Annotated in this window: 21 protein-coding genes, 1 tRNA gene and 2 rRNA genes; 15 read left to right on the forward strand and 9 right to left on the reverse strand. The window is 63.3% G+C overall.

The window, feature by feature from the left end:
* The 3 genes from MA07_RS22265 to MA07_RS22280 form a co-directional block, all read left to right on the forward strand.
* Positions 1 to 695 (forward strand): 23S ribosomal RNA (locus MA07_RS22265); the annotation flags it as partial.
* Positions 696 to 933: 238 nt separating this feature from the next.
* Positions 934 to 1,050 (forward strand): 5S ribosomal RNA (gene rrf, locus MA07_RS22275).
* A gap of 128 nt (positions 1,051 to 1,178) precedes the next feature.
* Positions 1,179 to 1,255, forward strand: a tRNA-Met gene (locus MA07_RS22280).
* Between the two features lie 133 nt (positions 1,256 to 1,388).
* On the opposite strand, the gene MA07_RS31255 is transcribed toward MA07_RS22280, so the two are convergent.
* Positions 1,389 to 4,322 (reverse strand): EAL domain-containing protein, encoded by a 2,934-nt coding sequence (locus MA07_RS31255; RefSeq protein ID WP_052003433.1) that lies wholly within the window; start codon positions 4,320 to 4,322, stop codon positions 1,389 to 1,391.
* Between the two features lie 274 nt (positions 4,323 to 4,596).
* Between MA07_RS31255 and MA07_RS22290 the strand changes: the two genes are divergently transcribed.
* Positions 4,597 to 5,511 carry a hypothetical protein gene (locus MA07_RS22290; RefSeq protein ID WP_036357111.1) on the forward strand — a complete coding sequence of 305 codons (915 nt, stop codon included), beginning with the start codon at positions 4,597 to 4,599 and terminating at the stop codon, positions 5,509 to 5,511.
* 68 nt (positions 5,512 to 5,579) lie between these two features.
* On the opposite strand, the gene ssb is transcribed toward MA07_RS22290, so the two are convergent.
* Positions 5,580 to 6,080 (reverse strand): single-stranded DNA-binding protein, encoded by a 501-nt coding sequence (gene ssb, locus MA07_RS22295; RefSeq protein ID WP_036357114.1) that lies wholly within the window; start codon positions 6,078 to 6,080, stop codon positions 5,580 to 5,582.
* 218 nt (positions 6,081 to 6,298) lie between these two features.
* Here ssb and MA07_RS22300 point away from each other — a divergent pair, with 218 nt between their 5' ends.
* Positions 6,299 to 7,108 (forward strand): class I SAM-dependent methyltransferase, encoded by an 810-nt coding sequence (locus tag MA07_RS22300; RefSeq protein WP_036357117.1) that lies wholly within the window; start codon positions 6,299 to 6,301, stop codon positions 7,106 to 7,108.
* A gap of 78 nt (positions 7,109 to 7,186) precedes the next feature.
* Here MA07_RS22300 and MA07_RS22305 read toward each other — a convergent pair whose 3' ends face one another.
* The 3 genes from MA07_RS22305 to MA07_RS28080 are packed head-to-tail and all read right to left on the reverse strand — an operon-like array spanning position 7,187 to position 8,515.
* Complete coding sequence (locus MA07_RS22305; protein ID WP_036357120.1) at positions 7,187 to 7,462, reverse strand: hypothetical protein; 276 nt, start codon at positions 7,460 to 7,462, stop codon at positions 7,187 to 7,189.
* Between the two features lie 28 nt (positions 7,463 to 7,490).
* Positions 7,491 to 7,904 (reverse strand): hypothetical protein, encoded by a 414-nt coding sequence (locus MA07_RS22310; protein WP_036357122.1) that lies wholly within the window; start codon positions 7,902 to 7,904, stop codon positions 7,491 to 7,493.
* A 5-nt stretch (positions 7,905 to 7,909) separates the two neighbouring features.
* Positions 7,910 to 8,515, reverse strand: coding sequence for a hypothetical protein (locus MA07_RS28080; protein ID WP_052003434.1), 606 nt, complete (start codon positions 8,513 to 8,515; stop codon positions 7,910 to 7,912).
* Positions 8,516 to 8,807: 292 nt separating this feature from the next.
* Between MA07_RS28080 and MA07_RS22320 the strand changes: the two genes are divergently transcribed.
* The 3 genes from MA07_RS22320 to MA07_RS22330 are packed head-to-tail and all read left to right on the forward strand — an operon-like array spanning position 8,808 to position 11,919.
* On the forward strand, positions 8,808 to 9,104 hold the full coding sequence (locus tag MA07_RS22320; RefSeq protein ID WP_200879417.1) for a hypothetical protein: 297 nt from the start codon (positions 8,808 to 8,810) through the stop codon (positions 9,102 to 9,104).
* Entirely contained in the window at positions 9,101 to 10,921 is a 1,821-nt protein-coding gene (locus tag MA07_RS22325) for an AAA family ATPase (protein WP_036357126.1), read from the forward strand. Before MA07_RS22320 ends, MA07_RS22325 begins: the two co-directional genes overlap by 4 nt.
* Positions 10,918 to 11,919: a metallophosphoesterase gene (locus MA07_RS22330; protein ID WP_036357129.1), complete on the forward strand. Its 1,002-nt coding sequence runs from the start codon at positions 10,918 to 10,920 to the stop codon at positions 11,917 to 11,919. Before MA07_RS22325 ends, MA07_RS22330 begins: the two co-directional genes overlap by 4 nt.
* On the opposite strand, the gene MA07_RS22335 is transcribed toward MA07_RS22330, so the two are convergent.
* Complete coding sequence (locus MA07_RS22335; protein WP_036357134.1) at positions 11,916 to 12,566, reverse strand: hypothetical protein; 651 nt, start codon at positions 12,564 to 12,566, stop codon at positions 11,916 to 11,918. The two genes, MA07_RS22330 and MA07_RS22335, sit on opposite strands and share 4 nt — an antisense overlap.
* A gap of 363 nt (positions 12,567 to 12,929) precedes the next feature.
* Between MA07_RS22335 and MA07_RS22340 the strand changes: the two genes are divergently transcribed.
* The 3 genes from MA07_RS22340 to MA07_RS30265 all read left to right on the forward strand — a co-directional run bounded on the left by MA07_RS22340 (position 12,930) and on the right by MA07_RS30265 (position 16,116).
* Complete coding sequence (locus MA07_RS22340; protein ID WP_036357137.1) at positions 12,930 to 13,601, forward strand: hypothetical protein; 672 nt, start codon at positions 12,930 to 12,932, stop codon at positions 13,599 to 13,601.
* 110 nt (positions 13,602 to 13,711) lie between these two features.
* Positions 13,712 to 15,883, forward strand: coding sequence for an ATP-dependent RecD-like DNA helicase (locus tag MA07_RS22345; RefSeq protein WP_036357140.1), 2,172 nt, complete (start codon positions 13,712 to 13,714; stop codon positions 15,881 to 15,883).
* Positions 15,884 to 15,948: 65 nt separating this feature from the next.
* Positions 15,949 to 16,116, forward strand: coding sequence for a hypothetical protein (locus tag MA07_RS30265; protein WP_160195479.1), 168 nt, complete (start codon positions 15,949 to 15,951; stop codon positions 16,114 to 16,116).
* Here the strand turns inward: MA07_RS30265 and MA07_RS22350 are convergent.
* Complete coding sequence (locus MA07_RS22350) at positions 16,059 to 17,942, reverse strand: glycosyltransferase family 2 protein (RefSeq protein ID WP_081929126.1); 1,884 nt, start codon at positions 17,940 to 17,942, stop codon at positions 16,059 to 16,061. The genes MA07_RS30265 and MA07_RS22350 overlap by 58 nt on opposite strands.
* A 137-nt stretch (positions 17,943 to 18,079) precedes the next feature.
* Here MA07_RS22350 and MA07_RS22355 point away from each other — a divergent pair, with 137 nt between their 5' ends.
* Together MA07_RS22355 and MA07_RS22360 are read left to right on the forward strand one after the other, a co-directional pair.
* Positions 18,080 to 18,895: a transporter substrate-binding domain-containing protein gene (locus tag MA07_RS22355; RefSeq protein WP_036357143.1), complete on the forward strand. Its 816-nt coding sequence runs from the start codon at positions 18,080 to 18,082 to the stop codon at positions 18,893 to 18,895.
* A 174-nt stretch (positions 18,896 to 19,069) separates the two neighbouring features.
* Positions 19,070 to 20,791, forward strand: coding sequence for a lysine--tRNA ligase (locus MA07_RS22360; RefSeq protein ID WP_036357146.1), 1,722 nt, complete (start codon positions 19,070 to 19,072; stop codon positions 20,789 to 20,791).
* A 98-nt stretch (positions 20,792 to 20,889) separates the two neighbouring features.
* Here MA07_RS22360 and MA07_RS22365 read toward each other — a convergent pair whose 3' ends face one another.
* Entirely contained in the window at positions 20,890 to 21,522 is a 633-nt protein-coding gene (locus MA07_RS22365; protein WP_036357148.1) for a helix-turn-helix transcriptional regulator, read from the reverse strand.
* A 154-nt stretch (positions 21,523 to 21,676) separates the two neighbouring features.
* On the opposite strand from MA07_RS22365, the gene MA07_RS22370 reads away from it, so the two are divergent.
* Together MA07_RS22370 and MA07_RS22375 are read left to right on the forward strand one after the other, a co-directional pair.
* The gene (locus tag MA07_RS22370; protein ID WP_036357151.1) at positions 21,677 to 22,021 is read left to right on the forward strand and encodes a DUF952 domain-containing protein; all 345 of its coding nucleotides are present in this window, start codon (positions 21,677 to 21,679) and stop codon (positions 22,019 to 22,021) included.
* Complete coding sequence (locus MA07_RS22375; RefSeq protein ID WP_036357152.1) at positions 22,018 to 23,103, forward strand: quinone-dependent dihydroorotate dehydrogenase; 1,086 nt, start codon at positions 22,018 to 22,020, stop codon at positions 23,101 to 23,103. Before MA07_RS22370 ends, MA07_RS22375 begins: the two co-directional genes overlap by 4 nt.
* Before the next feature lie 9 nt (positions 23,104 to 23,112).
* Here the strand turns inward: MA07_RS22375 and MA07_RS22380 are convergent, their stop codons facing one another.
* Positions 23,113 to 24,450 carry an MATE family efflux transporter gene (locus MA07_RS22380; RefSeq protein WP_052003435.1) on the reverse strand — a complete coding sequence of 446 codons (1,338 nt, stop codon included), beginning with the start codon at positions 24,448 to 24,450 and terminating at the stop codon, positions 23,113 to 23,115.
* Between the last annotated feature and the right edge of the window lie 7 nt (positions 24,451 to 24,457).

Genomic DNA, 24,457 nt, shown 5'->3' on the forward strand with positions numbered 1-24,457 from the left:
GTCTAACCGCGATCCGTTATCCGGGTCCGGGACAGCGCATGGTAGGCAGTTTGACTGGGGCGGTCGCCTCCCAAAGAGTAACGGAGGCGCGCGAAGGTGGGCTCAGAGCGGTCGGAAATCGCTCGCTGAGTGCAATGGCATAAGCCCGCTTGACTGCGAGACTGACACGTCGAGCAGAGTCGAAAGACGGCCATAGTGATCCGGTGGTCCCGCGTGGGTGGGCCATCGCTCAACGGATAAAAGGTACGCCGGGGATAACAGGCTGATCTCCCCCAAGAGTCCATATCGACGGGGAGGTTTGGCACCTCGATGTCGGCTCATCACATCCTGGGGCTGGAGAAGGTCCCAAGGGTTCGGCTGTTCGCCGATTAAAGTGGTACGTGAGCTGGGTTCAGAACGTCGTGAGACAGTTCGGTCCCTATCTGCCGTGGGTGTAGGAGTATTGAGAGGATCTGTCCCTAGTACGAGAGGACCGGGATGGACGTACCTCTGGTGGAGCTGTTGTGGCGCCAGCCGCAGTGCAGCATAGCTATGTACGGACGGGATAACCGCTGAAGGCATCTAAGCGGGAAACCCACCTCGAAACGAGTGCTCCCTATCAGAGCCGTGGAAGACGACCACGTTGATAGGCCAGATGTGTAAGCGCGGTGACGCGTTGAGCTGACTGGTACTAATCGCTCGATTGGCTTGATTGCTCTCATGATCCATGTTCGCTGAAAGCGAATGGATCATGATCTTTAAGTTGGCCTCAGACGCCGGCGGGAACGTCCGTTCCCTTGGCTGTTCCATGCACGAGCATGGGCGGCCGGTCGGCCTTGCGGACCCTGACGGGTCCGGGGCGCCAACTTTGACGAGAAAGACTTTGACCTTGGAGCTGCGAAGTTCGAAGGTGGAGCCCTGAGGCTCCCTTGCCTGCTGTTTGTCCTTCGCCGGTCCGGTGATTTGAGCGAGGAGCTAAAGAACCCGATCCCATCTCGAACTCGGCCGTTAAACTCCTCAGCGCCGATGGTACTGTGTCTCAAGACCCGGGAGAGTAGGTCATTGCCGGGCCTGCCAAGGACAAACACAACGCCTCTTTACAGTCTCTGACAACACAAGCGCGGTCGTTCCAGCAGAACGCCGCGCTTTTGCGTATCTCCCCTTCGCCTTCAAAGCCCTGCTTTGAAGGCCATGAGTGGCGCGGGGTGGAGCAGCCCGGTAGCTCGTCAGGCTCATAACCTGAAGGTCACAGGTTCAAATCCTGTCCCCGCAACCAACACACAAGCCCTCGTGCGCAAAACGCCACGGGGGCTTTTTGCCGTTCAGAGCACAGAGACAGCATGCCACGACGCAAAACCACCAGCGCAGGGCCCAAGGCCGGCGGGACTGCTATCGTCTAAAGCGCCGCTTCAGCTCCGGCCAAATCGCTGAAAAAGTCCAGGGACGGCCAAACCAGATACCGCCGCAGAATATAAATAGCCCTGCGCGTAGTGACAGCCCAGGCGCTGTAGGCGTTGCTCCTGGTCGTGCGTTTCAACGCCTTCCGCCGTGATCTTCACATTCAGGCTTCTGCCGAGGCCTGTGATGGCCGCAACGATCGCTTCATCGTCCGTATCCTGATCGAGATCTTCGATGAACGTCCGGTCGATCTTCACGTGATCGACTGGAAAGTGCTTGAGATGCATGAGAGACGCATAGCCGGTGCCGAAGTCGTCCAAGGCTATGCTGACGCCGGCTTCGCGAAATTGCCTGAGGATGGCCGATATGCACTCGGAGCTTCTGCCCAGCAGGACGGTCTCGGTAATTTCGATCTCGAACGTCTCGGGCTGGACCCTCTCACTCTGGAGGGCCTCAAGGATTTCCCCTACCAGCCGCGGCTGGTTGAAGTCCGCCGAGGACAAGTTCACCGCGACGCGGCCGAAGGGCAGGTTGTCATCGCGCCAGTGACCCATGTCTGCTGCGACCTTTGCAACCAGCTGTCGCCGGATTGCCGGCGCGAGATCCGCATCGTCGAACGCGGCTCCGAAGAAGGCTGGGTTCAGAATGCCCTTCGTCGGGTGTTCCCAGCGTGCCAGCGCCTCAAAGCCCACGAGTTGTCCAGACGCAAGGCAGATCTTGGGTTGGTAGTAGGGAGTGATCTGGTTCCGCGCCAATCCCTCGCGCAGTTCGGCTCCAAGGGAGACACGCTTTTCAATCTCGCGCCGCATGGCAGGCGAGTATGTCAGAACCCGGTTCCGGCCCTGTGCCTTGGCGCGATAGAGGGCAATGTCAGCGCTTTTCATCAGTCCCGCGGGGTCGGAATCGTGCTCCGGAAACGCCGCGACGCCAATGCTGGCCCGGCTGGAGACGATGCGCCGCTTGTAGGTGAACGGCTCTCGCAAGGCCCCGATGATGCGGTCCGCGAATGTGGCGGCCTCGTCCAACGTGCTCGGCTCCGCCAGAAGCACAGCGAACTCGTCCCCACCGAGCCTCGCGACCGTATCGGACGGGCGCACAAGGCCGGCGAGGCGGCGGGCTGCCTCCTGCAGCAGGGCATCCCCGGCGTCATGGCCCAAGGTGTCGTTCACGTCCTTGAAGTCGTCCAGGTCGATCAGGAGAAGGTTGACGGTTGTTCCGTTGATCCTGGCATCGGACAGAGCCCGCTCGAGGCAGCGGTGAAACAGGCCTCTGTTGGGCAGCTCGGTGAGCGAGTCATGATTGGCGGCTCGCCAGATCTCTTCTTCCGCAGCCTTGCGCTCCGTGATGTCAAAGGTGACGCCTACGACGCGGTCGGGTGCGGCGAGTTCGGCTCGGGAGCCGAACCAGAGCACCTTGCCGCTCGGCAGAATGTACCGGAACTCGGACGTATAGGACCCCTGGCTCTTCACCGCCTGGGCAAAGTGCACCCGCAGAGCCCGATCCTCAGGATGCACCTTGTCGAGAAAATCCGCCAGCGGACCGGACCCGATCCCAAGAAGCGATACGGCATTCTGGGAGCGGGTGATGTAGTCTGTCCGGAGATCCTGCTCCCATGCGAACATGCGTCCTGCATGGAGGGCCAGCCGCAGCCGTTCCTCGCTCTCCCGCAGTTTCTCCTCGACCTGCTTGCGGTCATGAATGTCCGCGACGCTGCCCACCCATTCCCGGATGGTCCCATCCGGACTCCGCAGGGCCACCGCATTTGCGAGCATCCAGCGGTACCCGCCACTGGCAAGCTTGATCCGAAACTCGTTCTGGTACGGGATTCCCGAGGAGACTGCCCACAGCCAGGCAGCCTTGACCCTGGCCAGATCATCGCGGTGAACGAAGTCGAGCCATCCCTGACCCGAATAGACATCACCAACGAGGCCGCCAATCTCAAGAGTGCCCTCGAGATGCGTCAGCGTCCCATCGGGGGCGGCGAGCCACAGCACGACGGCGCTCGCCTCGAGGAGGGCCTTGTACTGCTCCTGCCTTTCGGCTGCGGCACGTTCGGTCGATTTCCAGTCGTGAATATCCGTATAGGTGCCGAACCAGCGCTCGACCCGACCCTGTGCGTCATAGGAGGGCAGCGCCCGCGCCAGGATCCACCGATACTCACCTGAATGGTGGCGCAGGCGACAGGTGGCCTCATAGGGCTCGCCAGTTCGGGCCGAGTGCTGCCACCGGGCCCAGGTCTGGTCGCGGTCATCCGGATGGAGCATCTCGATCCAGCCCAGGCCCGTGGAAGTGCCGTCAGGTGCGCCCGTAAACTGATACCAGTGCCTGTTGGAGTATTCATCGTACCCGTCGCTGCGAGCCGACCAGATCATGTGCGGCAGCGCGTCAGCTAGGGCTGCGAATGATCGCGGTTCCTGCGCAATGGTCCGCTGCTCTGCTTGTCTGAGCTTGAGCAGGTTCATCACGGAGGCGGCGAGAGCCAGGAGGATCTCTGATTGCGCCTGCGCCAGACCATGGGGTCTAGGTTCGGAATCGAGAACGCAGAGAGCTCCGAGAGGAAGGCCTTTGTCAGTCCTGATGACGGCCCCGGCATAGAAGCGGAACTCAGGCTCTTCCTGCACGAAAGGATTGCAGGCGAAGCGCGGATCCTTGAGGGCATCCGGCACGATGAAGAGTTCGTCCTGAAGGATGGCTTGGGTGCAGAAGGCCGCGTTCAGGGAGGTCTCTCGCAGGTCGATCCCAACGGCAGCCTTGAACCATAGCCGCTGCTCATCCGCGAAGGTGATCAGGGCGATCCGTGTTCCGCAGACGTGAGCCGCAATCCTTGCGAGATCGTCGAAAGCCTTCTCAGGCTCCGTTCCCACAATCCCAAAGCTCCGCAGAGCCGCCAGGCGATCAGCGTCTGACCAGCAAGGCAAGGGAGCTTCGACGACAGGTTTGGTCATTCCCATCCGGATCCTAACAACCGGTCTCTGCCGGAGAGGAAATGACGGGGTGCCAAGCAACGCGATGATTTAAATAAAGTATCATTTTAGATGATTTCAGGAGATCCGTCAGGACAGTACATGAGATTGTTTCCTAAATGCTGAATTTCAGATGTGACCTATTTTCTATTTGAAGCTGCGGCTCGACCTTGAGAGGAGGTTGGGATCCAATTCTCCGTAAGGTTGTTGTGACCTTAGGGTTGAAATTCATCACGATCTAAAAAGCCGGTCCTCCATGGAGATTGCATCCGCCTTCCGGATCATTCCATCCGACGATGACGAGACGCCGGGCGCCTATGTGGTCTTTCCCTACGACCGGGATCTGGTGCGGCGCTTTCGTGAGACCTTTCCGCGAGCCCGGTGGCGCGGAGCCGAGCAGCATTGGTTCGTGCCCGGCACCACGGCCGTCCAGCGGCTCGACAGCTGGACCGCGCAGGAACTGCAGAACCTGGATCGGCATGCGGATGAGAAGGGGCGGGATGCTTTTGTCTTTGAGCCCCTGGAGAGCCCTTATCTGACGATTGCGGACGACCTGAGAGTGCGAACGCCTTACTCCCGCACCATCGTGGAGGCGCTTCGCTCCATCCCCTGGGCCGCTTGGGACCCGGAGGAGCGGATCTGGCGGGTGCCGTTCCGATCCTATGAGGAGCTGAAGGCGCGCTGGCCCGACATCGAGGAGGCGGCGCGGCGCAATGAGCCCGCCGCCCGCCAGAAGCGGCGCGAGGAGCAGAAGGCGCAAGTGTCCGAGGAGCCGAGCCGGGTTCAGGCGGAGCGCCGCCGCAGACGCTATCCCGTGCCCGGAGACGACCTGCCGCCGTCGGGCTTCCCGGTATCGACCCATCGATGGGGCGTCGTGGTCTTCGAGGATATCGAGAGCGACCCTATTCAGGACCCCGGAATGGCTGACCTGTATCCTCATATGCGGAGTGATCCGTCCCGCTACGTCTGGGCCCGCTGGCGGATGCCGACCCTGCAGGAGGTCTACCGCACCAAGCCATCCCGCACGGACGAGGATCCCGAGCTTCGCACGAGCCGTGGCTGGTGGTGGTCAAGCCAGGACGAGTTGCGGGAGAGGGCGCGCAAGCTGCGCGAGGTGGAGCGAATGCAACGCGCGCGCCACGAGGCGAGGAAAGCCTCAGCCGATGTTTGAGGCCTCCACCAGGATATAAAAAATCCGGGCGTGGAGCCCGGATTTCGAAACCGTCACTGGTGCGTTTGTCAGAACGGAATGTCGTCGTCGAAGTCGCTGTGGCGGGAAGCGCCCGCCGGTTCGGGCCTGCGCTCCATCGGTGAGGATCGTCCGACGTCACCGCCGCGGGAGACCTGACCGGGCTCCTCGTCGCTGCCGAACTCGGACCCGCCGCCGCCGCGGCTGTCCAGGATCGTCAGCTCACCGCGGAAGCGCTGCAGCACCACCTCGGTGGAGTACTTCTCCACCCCCTGCTGGTCGGTCCACTTGCGGGTCTGCAGCTGACCCTCCAGGTACACCTTCGAGCCCTTCTTCAGGTACTGCTCGGCCACCCGCGCCAGGTTCTCGTTGAAGATCACCACCGAGTGCCACTCGGTCTTCTCCTTGCGCTCGCCAGAAGCCTTGTCCTTCCAGGTCTCGGAGGTCGCAATCCGCAGGTTCACCACCGGATCGCCGCTGCCCAGACGGCGGACCTCAGGGTCACGCCCCAGATTGCCCACCAGAATTACCTTGTTCACAGATCCAGCCATAACGGCCTCTCCATTTCATCTCTCCTGAACGGCTGGGGCATCACAGATGCCGCACGTTTTCAGGTCGGTTGCACATTCCTGCCCCAAGGTGGGCATCACCTATTGTTCTATATTTGTTCCACGTGAAACACAAGAGACGAGTCGGATTCCGTTCAGTTTTGGCATCAGGGCAGTATGAGCTAAATACGAGCGGCCAAGCTACATCTCGGGAACCTGCCATGACCGATGAGACCTTGAACGATGCGGCTGTCGCGGCTGCGTGGGATCGCAATGCTGCCCTTTGGACCGAGGAGGTACAGGCCGGGTTCGACTTCTACCGCGAGCTTTATACGTTGCCGGCCTTTCTGGACTTCATGCCGTCTGTCGCGGGGCAGCGGGTCATCGACCTAGGCTGCGGCGAAGGCTCCAATACACGCCGCTTCGCCCAGCGGGGCGGGATCATGACCGGGATCGATCTCTCTCCTGAGATGATCAAACGCGCCCGCCAGAAGGAGGCGGAAGAGCCTCTCGGCATTGTTTATGAAATTGGTTCCTTCAGCAAACTCTCGCCTTTCGCCGACGAACAATTCGACTGCGCCGTGTCCACCATGGCGCTCATGGACGGCCCGGACTTTCCGTCTGCCATGCGTGAGGCCTGCCGGGTTCTGAAGCCCGGCGGGAGCCTATGCTTCAGCGTTCTGCACCCATGCTTCATCACTCCCGCCCTCCAGTGGCTGACGAATGACCATGGTTCTCACGTTGGCCTGCGTGTCGGACGCTACTTCGACAAAACACCTTTCGTCGAACGCTGGCGGTTCGGCAGGCGCCCTCAGACGGCCAAGCTCGTTGCCTATGACGAACCCTTTGAAGTGCCGCGCTTCCCGCGCACACTCTCCGACTACGTCAATGCCATCACTGAAGCGGGATTTCGGATCGTGAAGATGGAGGAGCCGCGGCCAAGCGAGGAGTTGGCGCGCGAGCACGCATGGCTGAACCGCTGGTACCAGCATGCGCCTCTCGTGCTGTTCATCAGTGCTGTCAAAGCCTAACGGCGAGCGGCTCAGAGCGCCGGCAGATATGAAAATAGCGGTAATGGGGATCACCGCTATTCAAAGACAATGCAGGATTTATTCAGCCGCCTGGAGATAAACCACCTTCGACTGCTCGTCCTTCACCTCGCGCAGGGTGCGCGCCATGTAGGTGAGCTGCTCGATGGCCTTTTCCAAATCGTCCTTGGTGCCCACCTCGAGATCGTAAGCCCTGCGTCCCCGGTACAGCCGGTTGACCTGGCTTTCCATCTCCGCGGCGGCTTCGCGGATGCGGTGAACGAGATTATCTGCGATGACATTGGCGTTGCCGTCGACAACGCAGAAGCCGACATCGCTTGCGCGAACCTTAGCCATGGGTTGATACCTCTTCTTGTTGTTCGTCTCAGGCAACGGCCCGTTCCGCATGCTCGGTATGGACACCGAGCCGGCGGGCCAGGGAGTGTTTCGTCACGGGGCCGATCCAGGGCAGCGTTGCTAGAAAGCGCAGCTTGTCCGGACTTGCCGTGTATTCGCCAAACAGCCGCTCACGCTCGCGCCAGATCATGTCGATCGCTTCGGCCTTCGCCGGGTGGCGAAAGCCCACGCGAGACGTGGAGCCAAAGCTCAGCGCGCGCATGCAGCGCTCGAACGTGCGCCGACCGATAGCCGGCGTGACGCTGGCATGGCAGATCGTCTCGATCACATGCTGCGCGAATTCGTCCGCCGTTTCAGGCGCCGGCGTCTCCGCACCGGAGATGTCGCCCTGAAAAGCGCTTGCGCCGTTGCGCATGATCTCCTCAAGCCCAAAGTTCGGCATTGATCTCACCGTATGTTCCAAGCTGCCTGCAGCAGCCGAACGAGCTTCGTTCCGGTCTTTCGAATCCGGCGCGGCGCCTGCCAGGAGGGGCTGCTTTCACGGGCCGGGTTCAGGCGTTCGGAACGTTGACGCGGGTTCTTCAGAACGAGGCGCGCACCCAATTCGGTGCGAATGCGCCAGGCTTCAGCCGAGCTCTGAAAACCTTGACCATTCAGGGGTTTATGCGAGGAGCGCGGCTTCACTAAAATGGGGTTTGAGCCCTCGGAATGCAAGGTGCGCGGGACCGCCGGAACGGAGCCGGCATAGGCCCGCGCAACCTTCGGCCACGGCGAGACTTCGCAGCGCGCCACCTTCAGGCTCTGCGCCAGCTCCACGCCTGTGCCAATGCCGAAGACGGAGAGGGCGCAGGTGAAGGCTTCCGAGAACGGCTGCATGCCGCACCAGGTCTTTTCCGCCATGTGCAGCGGCCACGACCACAGCCCGTCCTCACGCCGCTGGCCGAGGCTCTCGCGATCGATGAAATAGCCCGTCGTCTTGTGCTCGAGGCCGCTCTCGCTCAGGAGCCATTCCTCGTTCTCGAAGATCGGCCGCTCTTCCGTCATGACGCTCATCACGAGATCCTTATGCGAAGGGCCGTGCAGCACTGCCCTAATGAGGTCACATCCGCGACGCATACAGATGATGTGAACAAACCAAGAACATAACCTCGGCGGGCGCTGTGTCAAGCAAAGTCCGCTGTTTGAGACTGTAATCTTGGAGTAACGGATACTATGTGGAGGGTCGGGTGCCAGGATTGAAGACATCGTCCCCGATCCAGACCAAAAAGAGGCAAAGTCGTTGCGACGAAATAGCGCTGACGATAACTGAAGCTCGACCATTCCTATGCAGCGGAGCCGCGATTCCATGACCAGCCTGTCACGCTTTGAGACCGACCAGCTTCGCCGCCTGGAGGAGATGCGCAAGACCTTCGACAAGCTGCGGGCGGAGCGGATCCGGGCAGAGGGCGAGGTCGAGCGTTTGACGCGTGAACTCGATGAGGCGCGCTCCCTCGCCAAGGCGGAACTCGGCACTGACGACGAGGTGCAGATCCAAAGCCTGATCGAGGAATCGCAGGCACGAAACGCCAAGCTTGCGGAGGAGTTCGGCGTAGCCTTGCGTGAGGTCGAGACCCGCCTCAGGCAGCTTGGAGACGAGCGTTGATTCTGCCGTCCGCCACGCATGATGTCACTCGCGCGGAAGCGCTGCTCGCGCGCCTTGAAGGCCGGCGCGATTCCATCCGCACGCGGGTCGATGAGCTCACGCGGGAGATCGAGTTCGCCAAGGGCCGCCTTGCGGTCAAGGACGAGGTTGAGGCCTTCATCGAGGCCGTTCACGGCTCGGCGAGCCGCCGGAGCCTGTCTGCCTTCGAGACGCTGCTGACGGCGCTCGTGCAGGAGGTGCTGCCGGGCGAGAAGCCCGTGGCGCTGGAGCTGTCGACGGAGCGGGGGCTCGCATCCCTCGACATCTGCGTGCGGCGTCCGGACGGCTCGCTGGAAGACGTGCTGGAGGACAATGGCGGTGCGCTCACCAACGTCATCGGCATGGCCCTGCGCCTGATCGCCGTGGTCAAGGCCGATGTGGCCCGCTTCCTCGCGCTCGACGAAGCGGATTGCTGGATCGCGCCGGAGCGCGTGTCGTCCTTCTACACGGTGCTGGAAGACGGCGCCGCGCGGCTCGGCGTCCAGTGCCTTGCGGTCTCGCACCATGACCTGTCGCAGTTCTCCGGCAAGTTTCACATCGCGCGCATCGCCGGCGAGCCCGCGACCGGCGTCGAGGTTCTTTCCTCCGACACCGGTCAGCTTTGGGATGATGCTCAGCCCGGCCTGCGCTTCATCCGTCTCGTCAATGTGCAGGCCTACACGGATGCGACGCTGCATCTCGGCCCCGGCGTCAACGCGCTCATCGGACCCAACAACCGCGGCAAGTCCACCTTCATCCGCGCCCTGCGAGCGGTGTTCTACGGCGAGGCGCGCGACAGCCTCGTGCGCGCTGGCGCAAAGTCCGCCATCGTGGAGATCGGCGTTGCCGGCAAGCGTCTTTTACGCTTCACGCGCCAGCCGCGCCGCTCGCCCGTCAACATCTGGTCGCTGCACGAACCCGATGGCTCCGTCGTCGAGGCACAGGGCATGCGCTACGAGACCGGCGGGCGCAATGTGCCGGACTGGGTGGCCGATCTCATCCGCATCCGCAAGGTCGAGGATCTCGACGTCCATATCGCGCACCAGAAGTTCCCCGTGTTCCTGCTCGGCGAGACGCCGTCGCGCCGCTCGGCCGTGCTCTCCATCGGGCAGGAGGCGGGCTATATCCGCGACATGCTCGTCATCCACCGGGAGCGCTGCCGCCGCGACAACGATCTCGTGCGCAATGGCGAGCGGGAACTGATCGCGCTGAGCGAGACGCTCGACGGGCTCACCGAACTCGAAGAATTGAAGGGAAGGCTTTCCGCTGCGCGCAAGCAAGCGGAGCGTATCGCCATGGAAGCGGCAGGGCTGGAGCGGCTGCAGAAGCATGCGACGCAGCTTGCCGCGACCCGTCGGAGGCTCAGATCAGCCGAGGCGCGCGCCCGCATCACCGAAATGCTTCCTCCCGCCGAGCGGCTCGCCGATCTCACCCGTGCTGTCGAGCGCGCCCGCGAACGCGAGCGCATCGGCCGTCAGGTGCTGCAGCTCGGTCGTGATCTGAAGCGCGCCCAAGCACGGCTGAATGCGCTGCATGGATTGCCCGAAGCCGTGCCGACCCTTGAAAACACCGCTTCGGCACAAAATATTCTGAAGCGGATGAACGATCTTCATGCGGCCTCCCGGATCGCCGAAAGCCGTATGCTTCAGGTCGATGAGGGGCTGAAATCCCTGCAGGCCGAGATGGCGCGCCTCGTCGAGGAGACCGGCGGACTGTGCCCCACCTGCGGGTCGCCCGTGAAGCCTGAGACCCTGCTGGACCACCACACCCATTCGCCGACGGAGCGGCTCACCGCATGATCCTGACCGGAGATCGTCTTCCCGCTGTTGCCTGCAACGGCATTCTCGTGATCGGGGATCCGCATGTGGGCTCGCGGCGGCCCGGGCGGCGCAAGGATGCGGTCTGGCCGCAGGCCGTGCTGGGCAAGCTGGAGCGTTGCGTGTCCATCGCCAACGAGCGACAGCTCGCCGTGGTCATCCTTGGCGATCTCTTTGACCGGCCGGTCGAGACCGATATGGCGCTCAAGAACCAGCTCGTCCGAATCCTGAAGAGCTTCCGCCACCGGCCCATCGTGAACGTGGGCAACCACGACATCCAGCACACGACCCTTACCGACAGCGACTCGCTGGCGCTGCTCGGTCTCTGCGATGTGGTCGACGTGGTGGCGACATCCGCTCCCGTGACCGAGTTCCAGATCGGGACCCGCCGGATTGGTGTGGGCATGACGCCCTACGGCCAGAGTATTCCGACCGATGCGCGCGGCTCCTTTTCAGGCACTGATGTCCAGGCCTGGTTCACGCATCACGACATCGCCTTCGACGGCGGCTATCCCGGCGCCGTTCTGCCCTTCGCGGTCGATGGCTGCGATGTGCTGATCAACGGGCACATTCACAAGACGCAGAAGTCAATTCTTGCGGGCCGCACACGCTGGCTCAACCCCGGCAACATCACGCGCCAATCCGTCGATCTCGTGGATCACGTGCCCCGCGCTTGGATCCTTGACGGCAGCGGCGAATTGGAAGCGCAGGCGCTGCCATTCGAGAGCAACGTCTTCGATCTCACGGGACGGGTGGTCGATGCGGCCGATGAGGCCCTGGTGGCGCGCGAGGTGGAGAGCGCCTTCGTGACCCTGCTTCAGGCGGAATCCTCAACCGAGCTGAAGCGCAGCGGCGACGGCTCGATCATTCGCGACGAGATCGAGGCGAAGTTTACGGCCGACAGCACCTCGGACGCCGTGCGTGCTATCGTGCGGTCGCTGTTGGGCGAGGCCGTGGAGCGGCACGCCGCACAAGGCTAGAAGGCAAACGGATCGGCGAAGGGCAGGCGGCGCCGGCGCACCTGGGTCTCGGGCAGGATCGGGCGGCTGATGTCGACCGCAACCAGACCCTCACAGGCCAGCGCCAGAACGGCCGCAACCCCATCCTGCGTGTTCATGACGGCGCTGGCGCAATCGACGAGCCGCATGGCGCCGAGTTCGTCGAGCTGGTGCAGAATGCGCACCCGGTCGCCCGCCGTCACAGGGGTGCGCTTGCAGGCCATGATCAGGCGCATGGTGGTAAAGCGTGGCTCGGCCCGGATGCTGGCAGCCGTCTCGATGAGGAAGGGGCGACCATCGGCGGCGGTGATGCCATGGATCGAAGCGGCGCGCAGGGGATGGGTCAGAAGGTCGTCGTCCGTCACCACGTCGACCAGATAAGCCGCGCCGTCGCGGACAATCTCGAAATCGGCCGCGTGCTCCACATTCTCGTCGCCAATGGCGAAGACTGCCGGATAGGCCGGTGCACACAGGGACTCCACGTCCGCATCAAGCTCGCAGAGAGACAGGAAGTCCGCGATCAGAGCATTTCGCGTGAGGGGCGTCGCCGGGCGCTTGACAGCCCGGCGGGCGCCGCCACGGCGGGCGGGGCGTCGATCCGAAAGGTCGAGGATCGCTTGCGCGGACATCCGGTCCTCCAGGGTGGCGGGTGTAACGGGCAGTCAGGCCGCCTCGGCAGACACGGCATAGGCGTACATCCTGACTCATGAGAACATATATAGAACATGGGGGTTATGGTCAAATCATGACGCTGGGTCTCAGCCCACGCTTGAAGCACGTAATTGGGGAGATGGCATCTGACCGTTGAGACAAAATGGCACACCAGCTAAGTATATGTCTATAAAAGGCTAAATCGACCTGCCTGGTGTCTCAGGATTGGACCTGAGAGCCCAAATTTGGTATAGAACAAAAAACGAACACGCCTGCCGCAAAAGACGATTCGACAAGAGCGTGAGCCGATGTGCGGGCCCTGATAGAAGTTAGGATCGAGGATGAATACGACCGATAAGAAAATCTCCGAGGTGCTGGCCAAGTTCGGTGAACCGATGGCCGGCAATGTCTGGCGGGTCCAGGGAACGGCCGTGGTCTACCACAAGACGCTTGAGCGCATCGCAGCCCAGGCCAATGTGGTCTTCGACGAGCCCAAGATCATCCGCGCCGAGCGCGATGAGGCGGTGATCCAGGTCACCGGCCGCATGGGCGAGCGCGTCGAGTGGTCGATCGGCGAGGCGCTGATCGGCGTGAACTACCGTGTCTCGGGCAAGCAGGCGGCCTATGTCTACGCCATGGCCGAGAAGCGCGCGAAGGACCGGGTGATCCTCAAGCTCATCGAGCTGCACGGCTACGTCTATTCCGAGGAAGAGGCGGACGAGTTCAAGCAGGGCCGTCCAGGCTTTGCCGATCCGCATGTGGAACTCGACAAGACCGAGACTCCGCCGCAGAAGGATAGGGTCGAGGCGGCTGCCCCCGACGGCAAGGTCGAGGACGATCTGAAGGCGAAGATCAAGAAGGCCAAGACCATCAATGCGGTCACGGACCTGATGCTCCATGCCGACACGCAGAAGGTTCTCGCCGAATTGCCGGAGGGCATTCGCGACGAGATCCGCGACTACGCCAAGGCACGGCTCGTCGAACTCGGTTGGCCGACCAAGAAGGCAGCCTAAATTCCGCTGCGATCATGGGCGAGATGGCATTGCCCCGTCTCGCCCTTTTCACTTCTCCAGTGGCGTCCCGGCGCTCGTGGTCCCGCTGATCGATGCCGAAACCCTCCGCCATGGCTGCCTCCGATCAGGAGGCCCTGTCCCTCTCCGAACATCTCGTCGGCTCCATCGAGCGGGTGACGTTCCACAACGATGAAACCGGCTTCTGCGTGCTGCGCGTCAAAGCGCGCGGGCACCGCAAGCCGGTTGTCGTCGTGGGACATGCACCGTCGGTCGCCATCGGCGAAGTTGTCGAGGCGAACGGCGGCTGGCTGCACGACCGCAATCACGGGGTTCAGTTCCGCGCGAGCGAGCTGATGACCTCGGCGCCGACCACGGCGGAGGACTTGCAGCGCTTTCTCGGATCCGGTCTTCTGAAAGGCGTCGGGCCCTCCCTGGCCCAGAGGCTCATCGCATCGTTCGGCGCGCGCATTCTCGATGTAATCGAGACGAAGCCGCATGAGCTGACGCGCGTGCATGGCATTGCGATGGCCAAGGCGCTCAGCATCGGCGAGGCCTGGGCCGAGCACCGGGCCTTGAAGGACATTGCCGCGTTCCTCAACGCTCATGGCATCGGCGGCTTTCTGCTCACGCGCATCTACCGCGCCTATGGCGTCGGGGCCATCGACATCGTCAAGGCCAATCCCTACCGGCTCGTCCTCGACATTCCAGGCTTCGAGTTCGCGCTCGCCGATCAGGTGGCGCTGCAGCTCGATGTGGAGCCCACCGCCGCCATCAGGTTGCAGGCCGGTTTGTCCCAGGTCCTCTCCGAGGCCGTGAGAGAGGGTCATTCCGGTTTGCCGGCGGATGAGCTGTTGCGGCAGGCAAGTCGACTGCTCGAAATAAAAGAAGCCGAACTGAAGTCGGTGCTCGATGCGCAATGTGTGGCAGGTCAGCTCGTTGCCGACGAGCTCGATGGCCGGCGCAGCATCTTCCTGAAAGGACTGTACGGCGCCGAGCTCTTCATCGCACAGCGCCTGAAGGAGATCGCCCAGGGATTGCATCCCTGGAACGGATTCGATCCTGCACAGGTGATCGCCGAAGCAGAAACCGCCATAGGCGTATCCTACTCGCCGAGCCAGCGCGAGGCGCTGGCCAAGGCGTTCCGTTCCAAGGTGCTCGTCGTCACCGGCGGGCCCGGCGTCGGCAAGACGACGCTGATCCGAAGCCTGACGCATCTGTGCGCGCAGCATGAATTGACGATTGCCCTGTGCGCGCCGACCGGGCGCGCAGCGAAGCGGCTGTCGGAAAGCACGGGCTTTCCGGCCAAGACCGTCCACCGCCTGCTGGAAGCATCGGAAGGCGGTTTCCGGCGCAATGCCAAGATGCCGCTCGACTGCAACCTCCTCGTGGTCGACGAGACCTCAATGCTCGACATCCGCCTGATGGCCGCGCTGCTGCGCGCATTGCCGGACGAGGCTTCGCTCGTTCTCGTCGGAGACGTGGACCAGCTGCCCTCCATCGGACCGGGGCAGATCCTGTCCGACATCATCGCATCCGGCGCCGTTCCTGTCGTTCATCTCAAGGAAGTGTTCCGGCAAGAGCGGGAGAGCCGCATCATCACCGTGGCTCATGCGATCAACCGCGGGCTCATGCCGGATCTAGGACATCAGCCGGATTCGGACTTCTACTTCGTCGAAGCCGATACGCCGTCCGAGGCCATAGCCAAGATGACCATCCTGATCCGCGACCGCATCCCGCGGCGGTTTGGGCTCGATCCGGTGCGGGACGTGCAGGTGCTGTGCGCCATGAATCGCGGTCGCCTCGGCACGCATATGCTGAATGGGGAACTGCAGCAGCTCTTCAATCCGCCTGGCCTCGAGAGCCTGCACCGGGCCGGCTGGAGCTACGGGCCTGGCGACAAGGTCATGCAGGTCCGCAACGACTACGAGCGAGATGTCTATAACGGCGAGGTCGGCATCGTGCGTGAGGTGCGCCGCGATCACGGCGAGCTCACCGTCGCTTTCGACGACAGGCTGGTGGTCTATTCGCTTCAGGAGCTCGACGAGCTGGCGCTCGCCTATGCCGTGACGATCCACAAGGCGCAGGGCTCCGAATATCCGGCCGTGGTCATCCCGGTCGCCCTGCAGCACGCCTCGATGCTGCGGCGCAAGCTTCTCTATACGGGGGTGACGCGGGCAAGCCGCCTGGTGATCCTCGTGGGCAGCCGCGCCGCCTTCGTTCAGGCTGTCGGCTCCGAGGAGGAGCCGCGCCTTTCGCGGCTCAGGAACTGGCTTGAGGCCTGATCTCTTCCGCCAAAGGCCAAAGCGCTCTATATCTGCTCCTACAGAGGCACCCTCTGGAGCAGAAAATGACCACAGAGACCCAACAAACCGACCGGCAGGAGCAGCGGGCCCGCGTTGGCCTCGTCGCGGCAGCGGTCCTGTGCCTGGTGGCCTCGGGAGGTCTTTTGTGGTGGCGCTATGGCGGCGCCGTTTTCAACGATCTGGTGATCGCCGGCCTGGCCTGGTGCTTCTGAAACAGCCCGGCCCGTGACGTGCGGGCGAGACCGTGGTTCGTCTTGTTCCAGCGGAACGGCGCGATGGTCAGTTCCCATAAGCCCCTCCAGGCAGCAACGCTGACGAGACCGTAATAGAGCGGCAGCAGCAGAATCCAGGGCATGAGCCGCCAGAGCTTGCGCCGGTGCAGGGCCACACAGGCCGGGAGGAACACCGAGGCCATGCCGGACAGGAAAAGCACCGGCGCATAGGCGTTGAACGCCGCTGTCCAGCGCATATCGGGAACGTGCTCGGGCTCACCAAGCCATGATGCCAGATAGAGCCCGGTGAAGAGCGGGTAGACGAGGGCGCTGAATACGGTTCCCCAGGTCAGGGCCAGTGCGCCCGAAAGACGCCAGAACCCGAGCTGGCGCAGCATGATCCAGGGCCTGCGCGTATGGCTCACGGCGGTCTGCACGTAGCCTTTCATCCATCGGGTCCGCTGCCGCATCCAGAGCCGCAAAGGGCCCGGGGCCTCCTCGAGGGTGGAGGAGGGGAGGTCCCTGACCTCATAACCGAGCCGCGCCAGGCGAATGCCGAGATCGGCATCCTCGGTGACATTCCAGGCGTCCCAGCCATTGACCATCCGCAGCACGGTGGTGCGGAAATGGTTGGAGGTGCCGCCCAGGGCAATGGGGCTGCCGATCTCGGCCAAGCCCGGATTCAACACGTCGAACAGGGCCGCGTATTCGAGGGTGAAGAGCCGCGTGAGCCAGGTGTCGTCCGTGTTGTCGATGGTCAGCCGCGCCTGCAGGCAGGCGACGCGCGGCGGCGCTTCGGCAAAGCGCGAGATCGCCAAGCGCAGCTGCCCCGGATCGGGCACGTCCTCGGCATCGTAGATCACCGTGTAGCGGCCCCGCGCCAGCGGCAGGGCAACGTTGAGCGCGCGAGGCTTCGTGCGCGGTTCTCCCGGCGGTGCGATGAGTATCTCGACATTGCCCGGAACATCGATGCAGCGGAGAGCCTCCATGGTCTCCTCGTCGTCAGCTTCGAGCACGAGCTTGATGTCGAGCTTGGCGGTCGGGTAATCGAGCCGCGCCATGGCCTCAAGGAACCGGGCGACGATGCGCTTTTCCCGGTAGAGGGCGGCGATCACCGTATAGACCGGCAGATCCGCATCCTCGGCACGAGGCGGCGGAGCCGTGGGCTCGACCGGATTGCTGAACCTCAACGTGGCGAGCCGGAGAACGATAATTCCAAGGAACAGGGGACCCATGGCTGCTCCAAGGATCCCGAGGGTCGGTCCGAGCGCATGGAAGTGCCCGAACGAGATCAGCGTCAGAACAACGAACAGGAGGGCGATCTGCCCATAGCTGACATCGACGGCAAGGTGAGGGGCCCTGTCGGCCAGCTCATGGGCGGCGCGTCGGGCGATCAGTGGGGCCCGGGCCCGAAAGACGGCCTCTCTCAGCCGCGTGGGCGTCGTGATGGCGAGCAGTCGACGCCGAGAGCGGGTCTTGAGAAGGTCAGCCAGGGCTAGACCGCGCGGTGCCGCCACGAAACTGGCTCCCGGCCCGCTCAGGGGAGCCAGGCCTGCCAGAATGCTGTCCGGGTAGCGGGTATCCGGCGACAGGCGTGGGGCTGGAATGAACGGCAGGCCGAGCTCGGCAGCAAGAGCCCGGTAGAAATCATCCTCGGAGACCAGTCCTTCCCTGATGAGGAATTCATCGGCCGCCACACCGGCGGCCTGGGCGAAGATGGCAGCCTGCCATAGGGTTTCGGGTGCGTGCCCGTGGCGGGAGAGAAACCCGGTCTCGATCGGCAGCGCGGTTGACTGTGCGGCCCTGTCCGCTAGACCCTGCCTCATGAGCGTCGGGTGCTTTCCGAGGGCATTCCTGAGCAGCGCAAAGGCAAGAGCAAGGGAATGTCGCCTCGATGGTCCTAAATATCGTTACATTGGTCGCCCGCCTCTCCCGCAAGATCAAGCCCCTGGGGCGAGCCGGGATGTTCCTGTCCCTGACTTTTGCGCTCACGGTCAGCGCGGTTCAGGCCCAAGGGGTGAACATCCCGAATTTCTGGGATCCAAGGACGCAGCTCGAGCGCCCGGAGCTGCCGGCCACGCGGACGATCCGCTTTCTGGTTGACGACGATTTCCCACCGCTCCACTTCCCGGGCCTCGACGGCAGCCCGACCGGGCTGTCGGTGGAGCTCGCCCGGGCTGCCTGCGAACGCTTGGGCCTGACCTGCACGGTTCAAGTGCGCCGCTTCGATACGCTTCTGAATGCCCTCAACGAGAAGCAGGGTGATGTGGTGGCGGCTGCCATTCCCATCACGGCGGATCTGCGGCAGCGCTTTTCCGTCACCGGCCCCTACTTCAAGATCCCGGCCCGCTTTGCCGTGCGCAGGGACAAGAACCAGCCGGCGCCGGACGCGAAGGCACTGCAGGGCAAGACCCTGGGCGTGGTCGGCGGTACGGCCCACGAGGCCTATGCCAAGGCTTTCATGGGAGGAGCCTCCCTCAAGCCCTATCCGGAGCTGGCGGCGGCGCAGACCGCGCTGAAGGCCGGTGAGATCGATTACCTGTTTGCCGACGGTCTCGGCCTCGCCCTCTGGATCGGCGGCGAGGAGGCGGCGGGATGCTGTGACTTCTCAGGCGGTCCGTACCTCGAGAGCCGCTTCTTCGGCGAAGGCATCGGCTTCATCGCCCGCACAGAGGACGACACCCTGCGACGGGCGCTCGACTTCGCCCTCCAGCAGCTCTGGCGGGAGGGGAAATACGCCGAGCTCTACCTGCGCTTCTTCCCGACGAGCCCGTACTGACGGCTTACCTGACAGGAACTGCCGGGTTTGCCGGACTGACCCTCGCAGGTCTGATCCGCACGATGCGCCCTTTGGAAGGGCGCATCGAAGGGTCCCGAAAGTGCATTCCACTTTTGGGTTCGATGCTCTAGTGTGCCGCGCTTCTGGAAGCATTTTCCCGCAAGCACTAGGCCCATGTCTCGAACTCTGTCCCTCGATCCTGCCCTGATTGAAGCCTCCCAGACTGCCAATGCCTGGCCATTCGAGGAGGCGCGCAAGCTTGTCGAGCGGCTCAAACGGACAGGCAAGAAGGAAGCACTGTTCGAGACGGGCTACGGCCCCTCGGGCCTGCCCCATATCGGCACCTTCGGCGAGGTGGCCCGCACCAGCATGGTGCGGCACGCCTTCCGGGTGCTGACGGGTGACAGCATCCCGACCCGCCTCGTCGCCTTCTCGGACGACATGGACGGCCTGCGCAAGGTGCCGGACAACATCCCCAACAAGGAACTGGTGGCAGCCTCCCTCGGCAAGCCCCTGACCCAGGTGCCGGACCCGTTCGGGACGCACGAGAGCTTCGCGCACCACAACAATGCGCGTCTGCGGGAGTTTCTCGATACCTTCGGCTTCGATTACGAGTTCATGTCGGCGACCGAGTGCTACAAAGCCGGGAGGTTCGACAAGACGCTGCTGACGGTGCTCGAGCGCTACGATGCCGTGATGGCGATCATGCTGCCCTCGCTACGCCAGGAGCGCCAGCAATCCTATTCGCCCTTCCTGCCGATCCACCCGAAGACCGGCGTCGTGATGCAGGTGCCGATCGACGAGCGCAAGCTGGACGCCGGCACCATCGTGTGGCGCGACCCCGAGACGGGCGAGCGCTTCGAGACCCCGGTCACCGGCGGCCACGCCAAGCTGCAGTGGAAGCCCGACTGGGCCATGCGCTGGGTGGCGCTCGGCGTCGATTACGAGATGGCCGGCAAGGACCTGATCGACAGCGTGAAGCTCTCCGGCGAGATCGCCAAGGCGCTCGGCGGCCTGCCGCCGGACGGGTTCAACTATGAGCTCTTCCTCGACGACAAGGGCCAGAAGATCTCCAAGTCCAAGGGCAACGGCCTCACCATCGACGAGTGGCTCACCTACGGCACGCCGGACAGCCTGCGGCTGTTCATGTTCAACAAGCCGCGCGAGGCGAAGAAGCTTCATTTCGACGTGATCCCGCGGCAGGTGGACGATTACCTGACCTTTCTTGAGAAGTACCCGGCGCAGGATGCGAAGGCGCGCCTGATGAACCCGGTCTGGCACTTGCATGCGGGCGAGCCGCCGGCGCCCGAGCTGGTGTCTTCGGAAGGCTCCAATCAGCCCGGCACGACGATCTCCTTCTCCATGCTGCTCAACCTCGTGGCGGTGGCGAATTCCGAGGATCCGTCTGTGCTCTGGGGCTTCATCCGCCGTTATGCGCCGGGCGTGTCGCCGGAAACGCACCCGCGCCTCGACAGCCTCGCCAAGCGCGCCGTGCGCTACTTCGAGGATTTCGTGAAGCCGCAGAAGACCTATCGTCTGGCGGACGAAGTCGAGGCCGCTTCCCTGCGGCGCCTGGATGAGGTGCTCGAATCCTTCGAGTCAGGAGAGCGTCCCGCAACGGCCGAAGCGATCCAGGACGAGATCTACAATGTGGGCCGGGCCGAGCCGCGCTACCAGGACTTCAAGGCCAAGGGTGCGACGCCTGAGCGCCCGGGCGTGTCCATCGAGTGGTTCAACACGATCTATCAGGTGCTGCTCGGAGAACCGCGCGGTCCGCGCTTCGGCTCGTTCGTAGCGCTCTACGGCGTGAAGGAGAGCCGGGCGCTGATCCGGAAGGCGCTCAACGGCGATCTCGTGCGTGAGCACGAAACATTCCTGAAGCAGCGCGCAGCCTAGAGCATTTTTCGGCGAAGTGGTTCCGGTTCGCCTTTAAAAAAATGCGTAAAAACAAAGAAGAGAGACGTTTTTACTGATGTGAAAACGTCTCTAGAGCCTTACTGCCGCGCCCACATGATCCGGGCCGACCAGGCGATCTCCTCGGTGGCGATCACCTGGTCCTCCTGGTCCTTCACGAGGGACGTCATCTCCAGGGTCTTGGCCGAGCGGCGCTTGAGCTCCTTGGCCAGGATTTGCCCGCCCGTGGTGCACACCACGATCCGGTCTCCCTTGCGGGTGCTGGCGGTAGGCGAGACGATGAGCACGTCCCCGTCCCGGTAGAGCGGCGCGAGGCTGTCGCCCGTAACCTCGAGGGCGAAGACCCTCTCCTGGCCGAAGTCGGGAAACTCGAGTTCGTCCCAGCTGGCGCCTTCCGTGGGAGTGCCGTCCTCGTTGAGGATCTTTGCCGAGCCTGCTTCCTCCATGCCGATCAGCGGGATCATGGAGCGGCGCAGGGAACCGGTGGGTTCGACGAGGCGCAGGAAGTCTTCGAGAGTTGCCCCGGTCGCCTTCAGGATTTTCGAGATCGACTCCGTCGAGGGCCAGCGCTCTCGGCCCTCCGGGCTTACGCGTTTCGACCTGTTGAAGCTTGTTGCATCGAGACCGGCCTTGCGGGCGAGGCCCGATGCGGTCATGCCATGACGTGATGCTAACGCATCGATAGCAGCCCAAACGCGCTCGTGGGACAACATCGTAAAAAACCTTCGCTAGAAGCGAATAACTGAAAGCGAACCTATGATTAGGAATTAAGATTGTTCTAAGGCATAGACAATGGGATCCCGCCTCTTGAGACAATATGTCTAATCAGGATTGCTCCTGAAGCGACGCACGATTAATCGAGCTATCATGCGCATAATCTACAAAATCTGCCCGGCACTGCTCTGGCGCGAGGCCGAGGAAGCCGGTTTCTTCGCGGGAGCACCCATCGACATCCAAGATGGGTACCTCCATTTCTCAACCGACGAGCAGGTTCGCGAGACGGCCGCCAGACACTTTGCAGGCCATGGCGACCTCCTGCTGATCGCAATCGACGCCGACTCGCTTGGGGAAGCCCTGCGATACGAACCGTCCCGTGGCGGTGATCTCTTCCCCCATCTTTACGCTCACCTGCCTTTGTCGGCCGTGCGATGGGTGAAGCCGCTGCCCCTCGGCCAGGATGGCCAACACGTTTTTCCGGATCTCGACGCATGATCGGCGCACTGTTCTCTCTCGCCAAGCCCGCGCTGCATGCGCTCGATGCGGAGACCGCGCATCAGCTGACGATCAGGGGATTGTCCCTGATGCCGGTGATGCCCGTGCGTGCCGACGATCCCCGCCTCTCCATCGAGGTGTTCGGCAGAACCTTCCCCAATCCCGTTGGGCTGGCGGCAGGTTTCGATAAGCAATGCGAAGTGCCGGATCAACTCCTCGGTCTTGGGTTCGGCTTCGTCGAACTCGGCGGCGTCGTGCCGAAGCCGCAAGAGGGCAATCCGCGCCCGCGCGTTTTCAGGCTCACCCAGGACGAGGCGGTGATCAACCGCTTCGGTCTCAACAGCGACGGCCTCGATGCGGCCTGCAGGCGTCTGGCGCAGCGCCGTGGGCGACCGGGCATCGTCGGCGTCAATATCGGGGCGAACAAGGACTCCGTCGACCGCGTTTCCGATTACGTGCTGTGCATCCAGCGACTGTGCGGGCTTGCCGATTTTCTGACAGTCAACGTGTCCTCGCCCAATACGCCGGGCCTGCGCGACCTGCAGGGCGAAGCGTTCCTGGACGATCTTCTCGCCCGCAGCATCGAGGCGCGGAACAAGAGCGAACAGGGCCGGCATAAGACGATCGTGCTCCTGAAGATCGCACCCGACATCTCGCTCGATACGCTCGACGCGATCGTGTCCACCGCGCTCAAACGCGGCATCGACGGGCTCACGGTTTCCAACACGACAGTCGCGCGTCCGGAGAGCCTGAAAGAGAAGACGCTGGCATCCGAAACCGGAGGGCTCTCGGGCAGGCCCTTGTTCGTCCCCTCCACGAGGCTTCTCGCAGAGACCTTCCTGCGGGTGGAGCGCAAGATCCCGCTCATCGGTGTCGGCGGTGTCGATTCCGCAGAAGCCGCTTGGGCGAAGATCCGGGCCGGCGCCAGCCTGGTGCAGCTCTACTCGGCCATGGTCTACAAGGGCCCCGGCCTCGTCGGCAACATCAAGAGCGGTCTGGTGCAGACGCTCGCGGCCGAGAAGATCTCTCTGGCGCAAGCGCTCGGCCGTGACGCATCGGCCATTGCCCGGGGAGAGTTCTGAGGTCGAAACTCATGCGAGGCTGGCGAAGGTCTTTCTCGCCAGCCTCGGATAGAGAATGAACTGGCCCAGGCCCCGCGCGCTCAAGAAAACGAGAAGCGCGATCCAGAGCGCCGTGTTGCCGAGGCTTCCGGCGGCGAGAAGAATGCCGGCATACACCACGAAGGCGATGACCATCAGGTCGCGCATGGCCCGGGTCCAGGTTGCGCCCGTGTAGATGCCGTCGAAGGCGAAGGCGGCGGCACCCATGAGAGGTGTCAGGGCCGCAAAGACGAGATAGTCGCGTGCATAAGCCCGCACGTCCGGGTTGGTCGATACGAAGTCGATGAACGGCCCGCCGGCGATCAGGAAAAGCGCCGATACCGCCAGTCCGAAGCCCAGGCTCCATCCCAGACTCAAGCGGATGGCGCGGCGGAAGCTGCGCTCGTCGCGGGCGCCGATGCTCTGACCGCACAGGGTCTCGGCCGCGGTGGCGAAGCCGTCGAGGAAATAGCCGCCGATCAGGAACATGTTGTAGAGCACCGCATTCGCCGCCAGCGTCACGTCTCCGGATCGTGCCCCCATGGCGCTGAAGATCGAGAAGGCGAGGATCAACGCCACGTTGCGGATCATGATGTCCCGGTTCATGACGAGCGTCTGCAGCATCGCGGCCCGGTTCAGCACCTCCGCCCATGTGACGGCGAACGGGTTCGAGCCGAGTCGGCGCAGCACTACCATGCCCAGGCCTACGCCCAGCACCTCGGCCAGGGCCGTGCCGATAGCCGCGCCCGCGATGCCGAGATCGAGACCCAGCACCAGCGCCATAGTGAGCAGGATGTTGATGACGTTGATCGCCACCTGCAGGAACAGGCCGAGATCCGTGCGGCCGCGTCCTAGGGTGGAGCCCAGGATGACGTAGTTCGCCAGGGTGAAGGGGGCGGACCAGATGCGGATGAAGAAGTAGGTCGAGAGCGCCTCGGTCACCGCCTCGCTGGCGCCCGCCATGGAAAAGGCCATGGCGGCAATGGGCCACTGCAGCAGGATCAGCAGGAGACCCGTGATCGCAGCCACCAGAAACGCCCGGGCCAGCGTCACATCGACCTCGTGCCGGTTGCCGGCGCCCGTCGCCTGGGCCGTGAGGCCGGCGGTGGCCATGCGGAGCGACCCGAAGCTCCAGAACACGAAGTCGAAGATGACGGCGCCGAGTGCCACCGCGCCGAGAAGATGCGCCTCACCGAGACGCCCGATCACCGTCGCGTCGACGAGCCCCAAGAGGGGCGTCGTCACATGCGACAGGGTCATCGGCAGCGCGAGTGCCAGGATGCGGTAGTGGGAGATGTCCAGCCGCTGCGCGGTCGATGAGCCGTCCATGATAGGT

Source organism: Microvirga sp. BSC39, assembly GCF_000739015.1.
Taxonomy (GTDB): domain Bacteria; phylum Pseudomonadota; class Alphaproteobacteria; order Rhizobiales; family Beijerinckiaceae; genus Microvirga.

Bases quoted from the DNA above. Each gene is read 5' to 3' on its own strand.
- MA07_RS31255 (WP_052003433.1), bottom strand. From the start codon at position 4,322: ATGACCAAACCTGTCGTCGAAGCTCCCTTGCCTTGCTGGTCAGACGCT.
- MA07_RS22290 (WP_036357111.1), top strand. From the start codon at position 4,597: ATGGAGATTGCATCCGCCTTCCGGATCATTCCATCCGACGATGACGAG.
- ssb (WP_036357114.1), bottom strand. From the start codon at position 6,080: ATGGCTGGATCTGTGAACAAGGTAATTCTGGTGGGCAATCTGGGGCGT.
- MA07_RS22300 (WP_036357117.1), top strand. From the start codon at position 6,299: ATGACCGATGAGACCTTGAACGATGCGGCTGTCGCGGCTGCGTGGGAT.
- MA07_RS22305 (WP_036357120.1), bottom strand. From the start codon at position 7,462: ATGGCTAAGGTTCGCGCAAGCGATGTCGGCTTCTGCGTTGTCGACGGC.
- MA07_RS22310 (WP_036357122.1), bottom strand. From the start codon at position 7,904: ATGCCGAACTTTGGGCTTGAGGAGATCATGCGCAACGGCGCAAGCGCT.
- MA07_RS28080 (WP_052003434.1), bottom strand. From the start codon at position 8,515: ATGAGCGTCATGACGGAAGAGCGGCCGATCTTCGAGAACGAGGAATGG.
- MA07_RS22320 (WP_200879417.1), top strand. From the start codon at position 8,808: ATGACCAGCCTGTCACGCTTTGAGACCGACCAGCTTCGCCGCCTGGAG.
- MA07_RS22330 (WP_036357129.1), top strand. From the start codon at position 10,918: ATGATCCTGACCGGAGATCGTCTTCCCGCTGTTGCCTGCAACGGCATT.
- MA07_RS22335 (WP_036357134.1), bottom strand. From the start codon at position 12,566: ATGTCCGCGCAAGCGATCCTCGACCTTTCGGATCGACGCCCCGCCCGC.
- MA07_RS22340 (WP_036357137.1), top strand. From the start codon at position 12,930: ATGAATACGACCGATAAGAAAATCTCCGAGGTGCTGGCCAAGTTCGGT.
- MA07_RS22345 (WP_036357140.1), top strand. From the start codon at position 13,712: ATGGCTGCCTCCGATCAGGAGGCCCTGTCCCTCTCCGAACATCTCGTC.
- MA07_RS30265 (WP_160195479.1), top strand. From the start codon at position 15,949: ATGACCACAGAGACCCAACAAACCGACCGGCAGGAGCAGCGGGCCCGC.
- MA07_RS22350 (WP_081929126.1), bottom strand. From the start codon at position 17,942: ATGAGGCAGGGTCTAGCGGACAGGGCCGCACAGTCAACCGCGCTGCCG.
- MA07_RS22355 (WP_036357143.1), top strand. From the start codon at position 18,080: ATGTTCCTGTCCCTGACTTTTGCGCTCACGGTCAGCGCGGTTCAGGCC.
- MA07_RS22360 (WP_036357146.1), top strand. From the start codon at position 19,070: ATGTCTCGAACTCTGTCCCTCGATCCTGCCCTGATTGAAGCCTCCCAG.
- MA07_RS22365 (WP_036357148.1), bottom strand. From the start codon at position 21,522: ATGTTGTCCCACGAGCGCGTTTGGGCTGCTATCGATGCGTTAGCATCA.
- MA07_RS22370 (WP_036357151.1), top strand. From the start codon at position 21,677: ATGCGCATAATCTACAAAATCTGCCCGGCACTGCTCTGGCGCGAGGCC.
- MA07_RS22375 (WP_036357152.1), top strand. From the start codon at position 22,018: ATGATCGGCGCACTGTTCTCTCTCGCCAAGCCCGCGCTGCATGCGCTC.
- MA07_RS22380 (WP_052003435.1), bottom strand. From the start codon at position 24,450: ATGGACGGCTCATCGACCGCGCAGCGGCTGGACATCTCCCACTACCGC.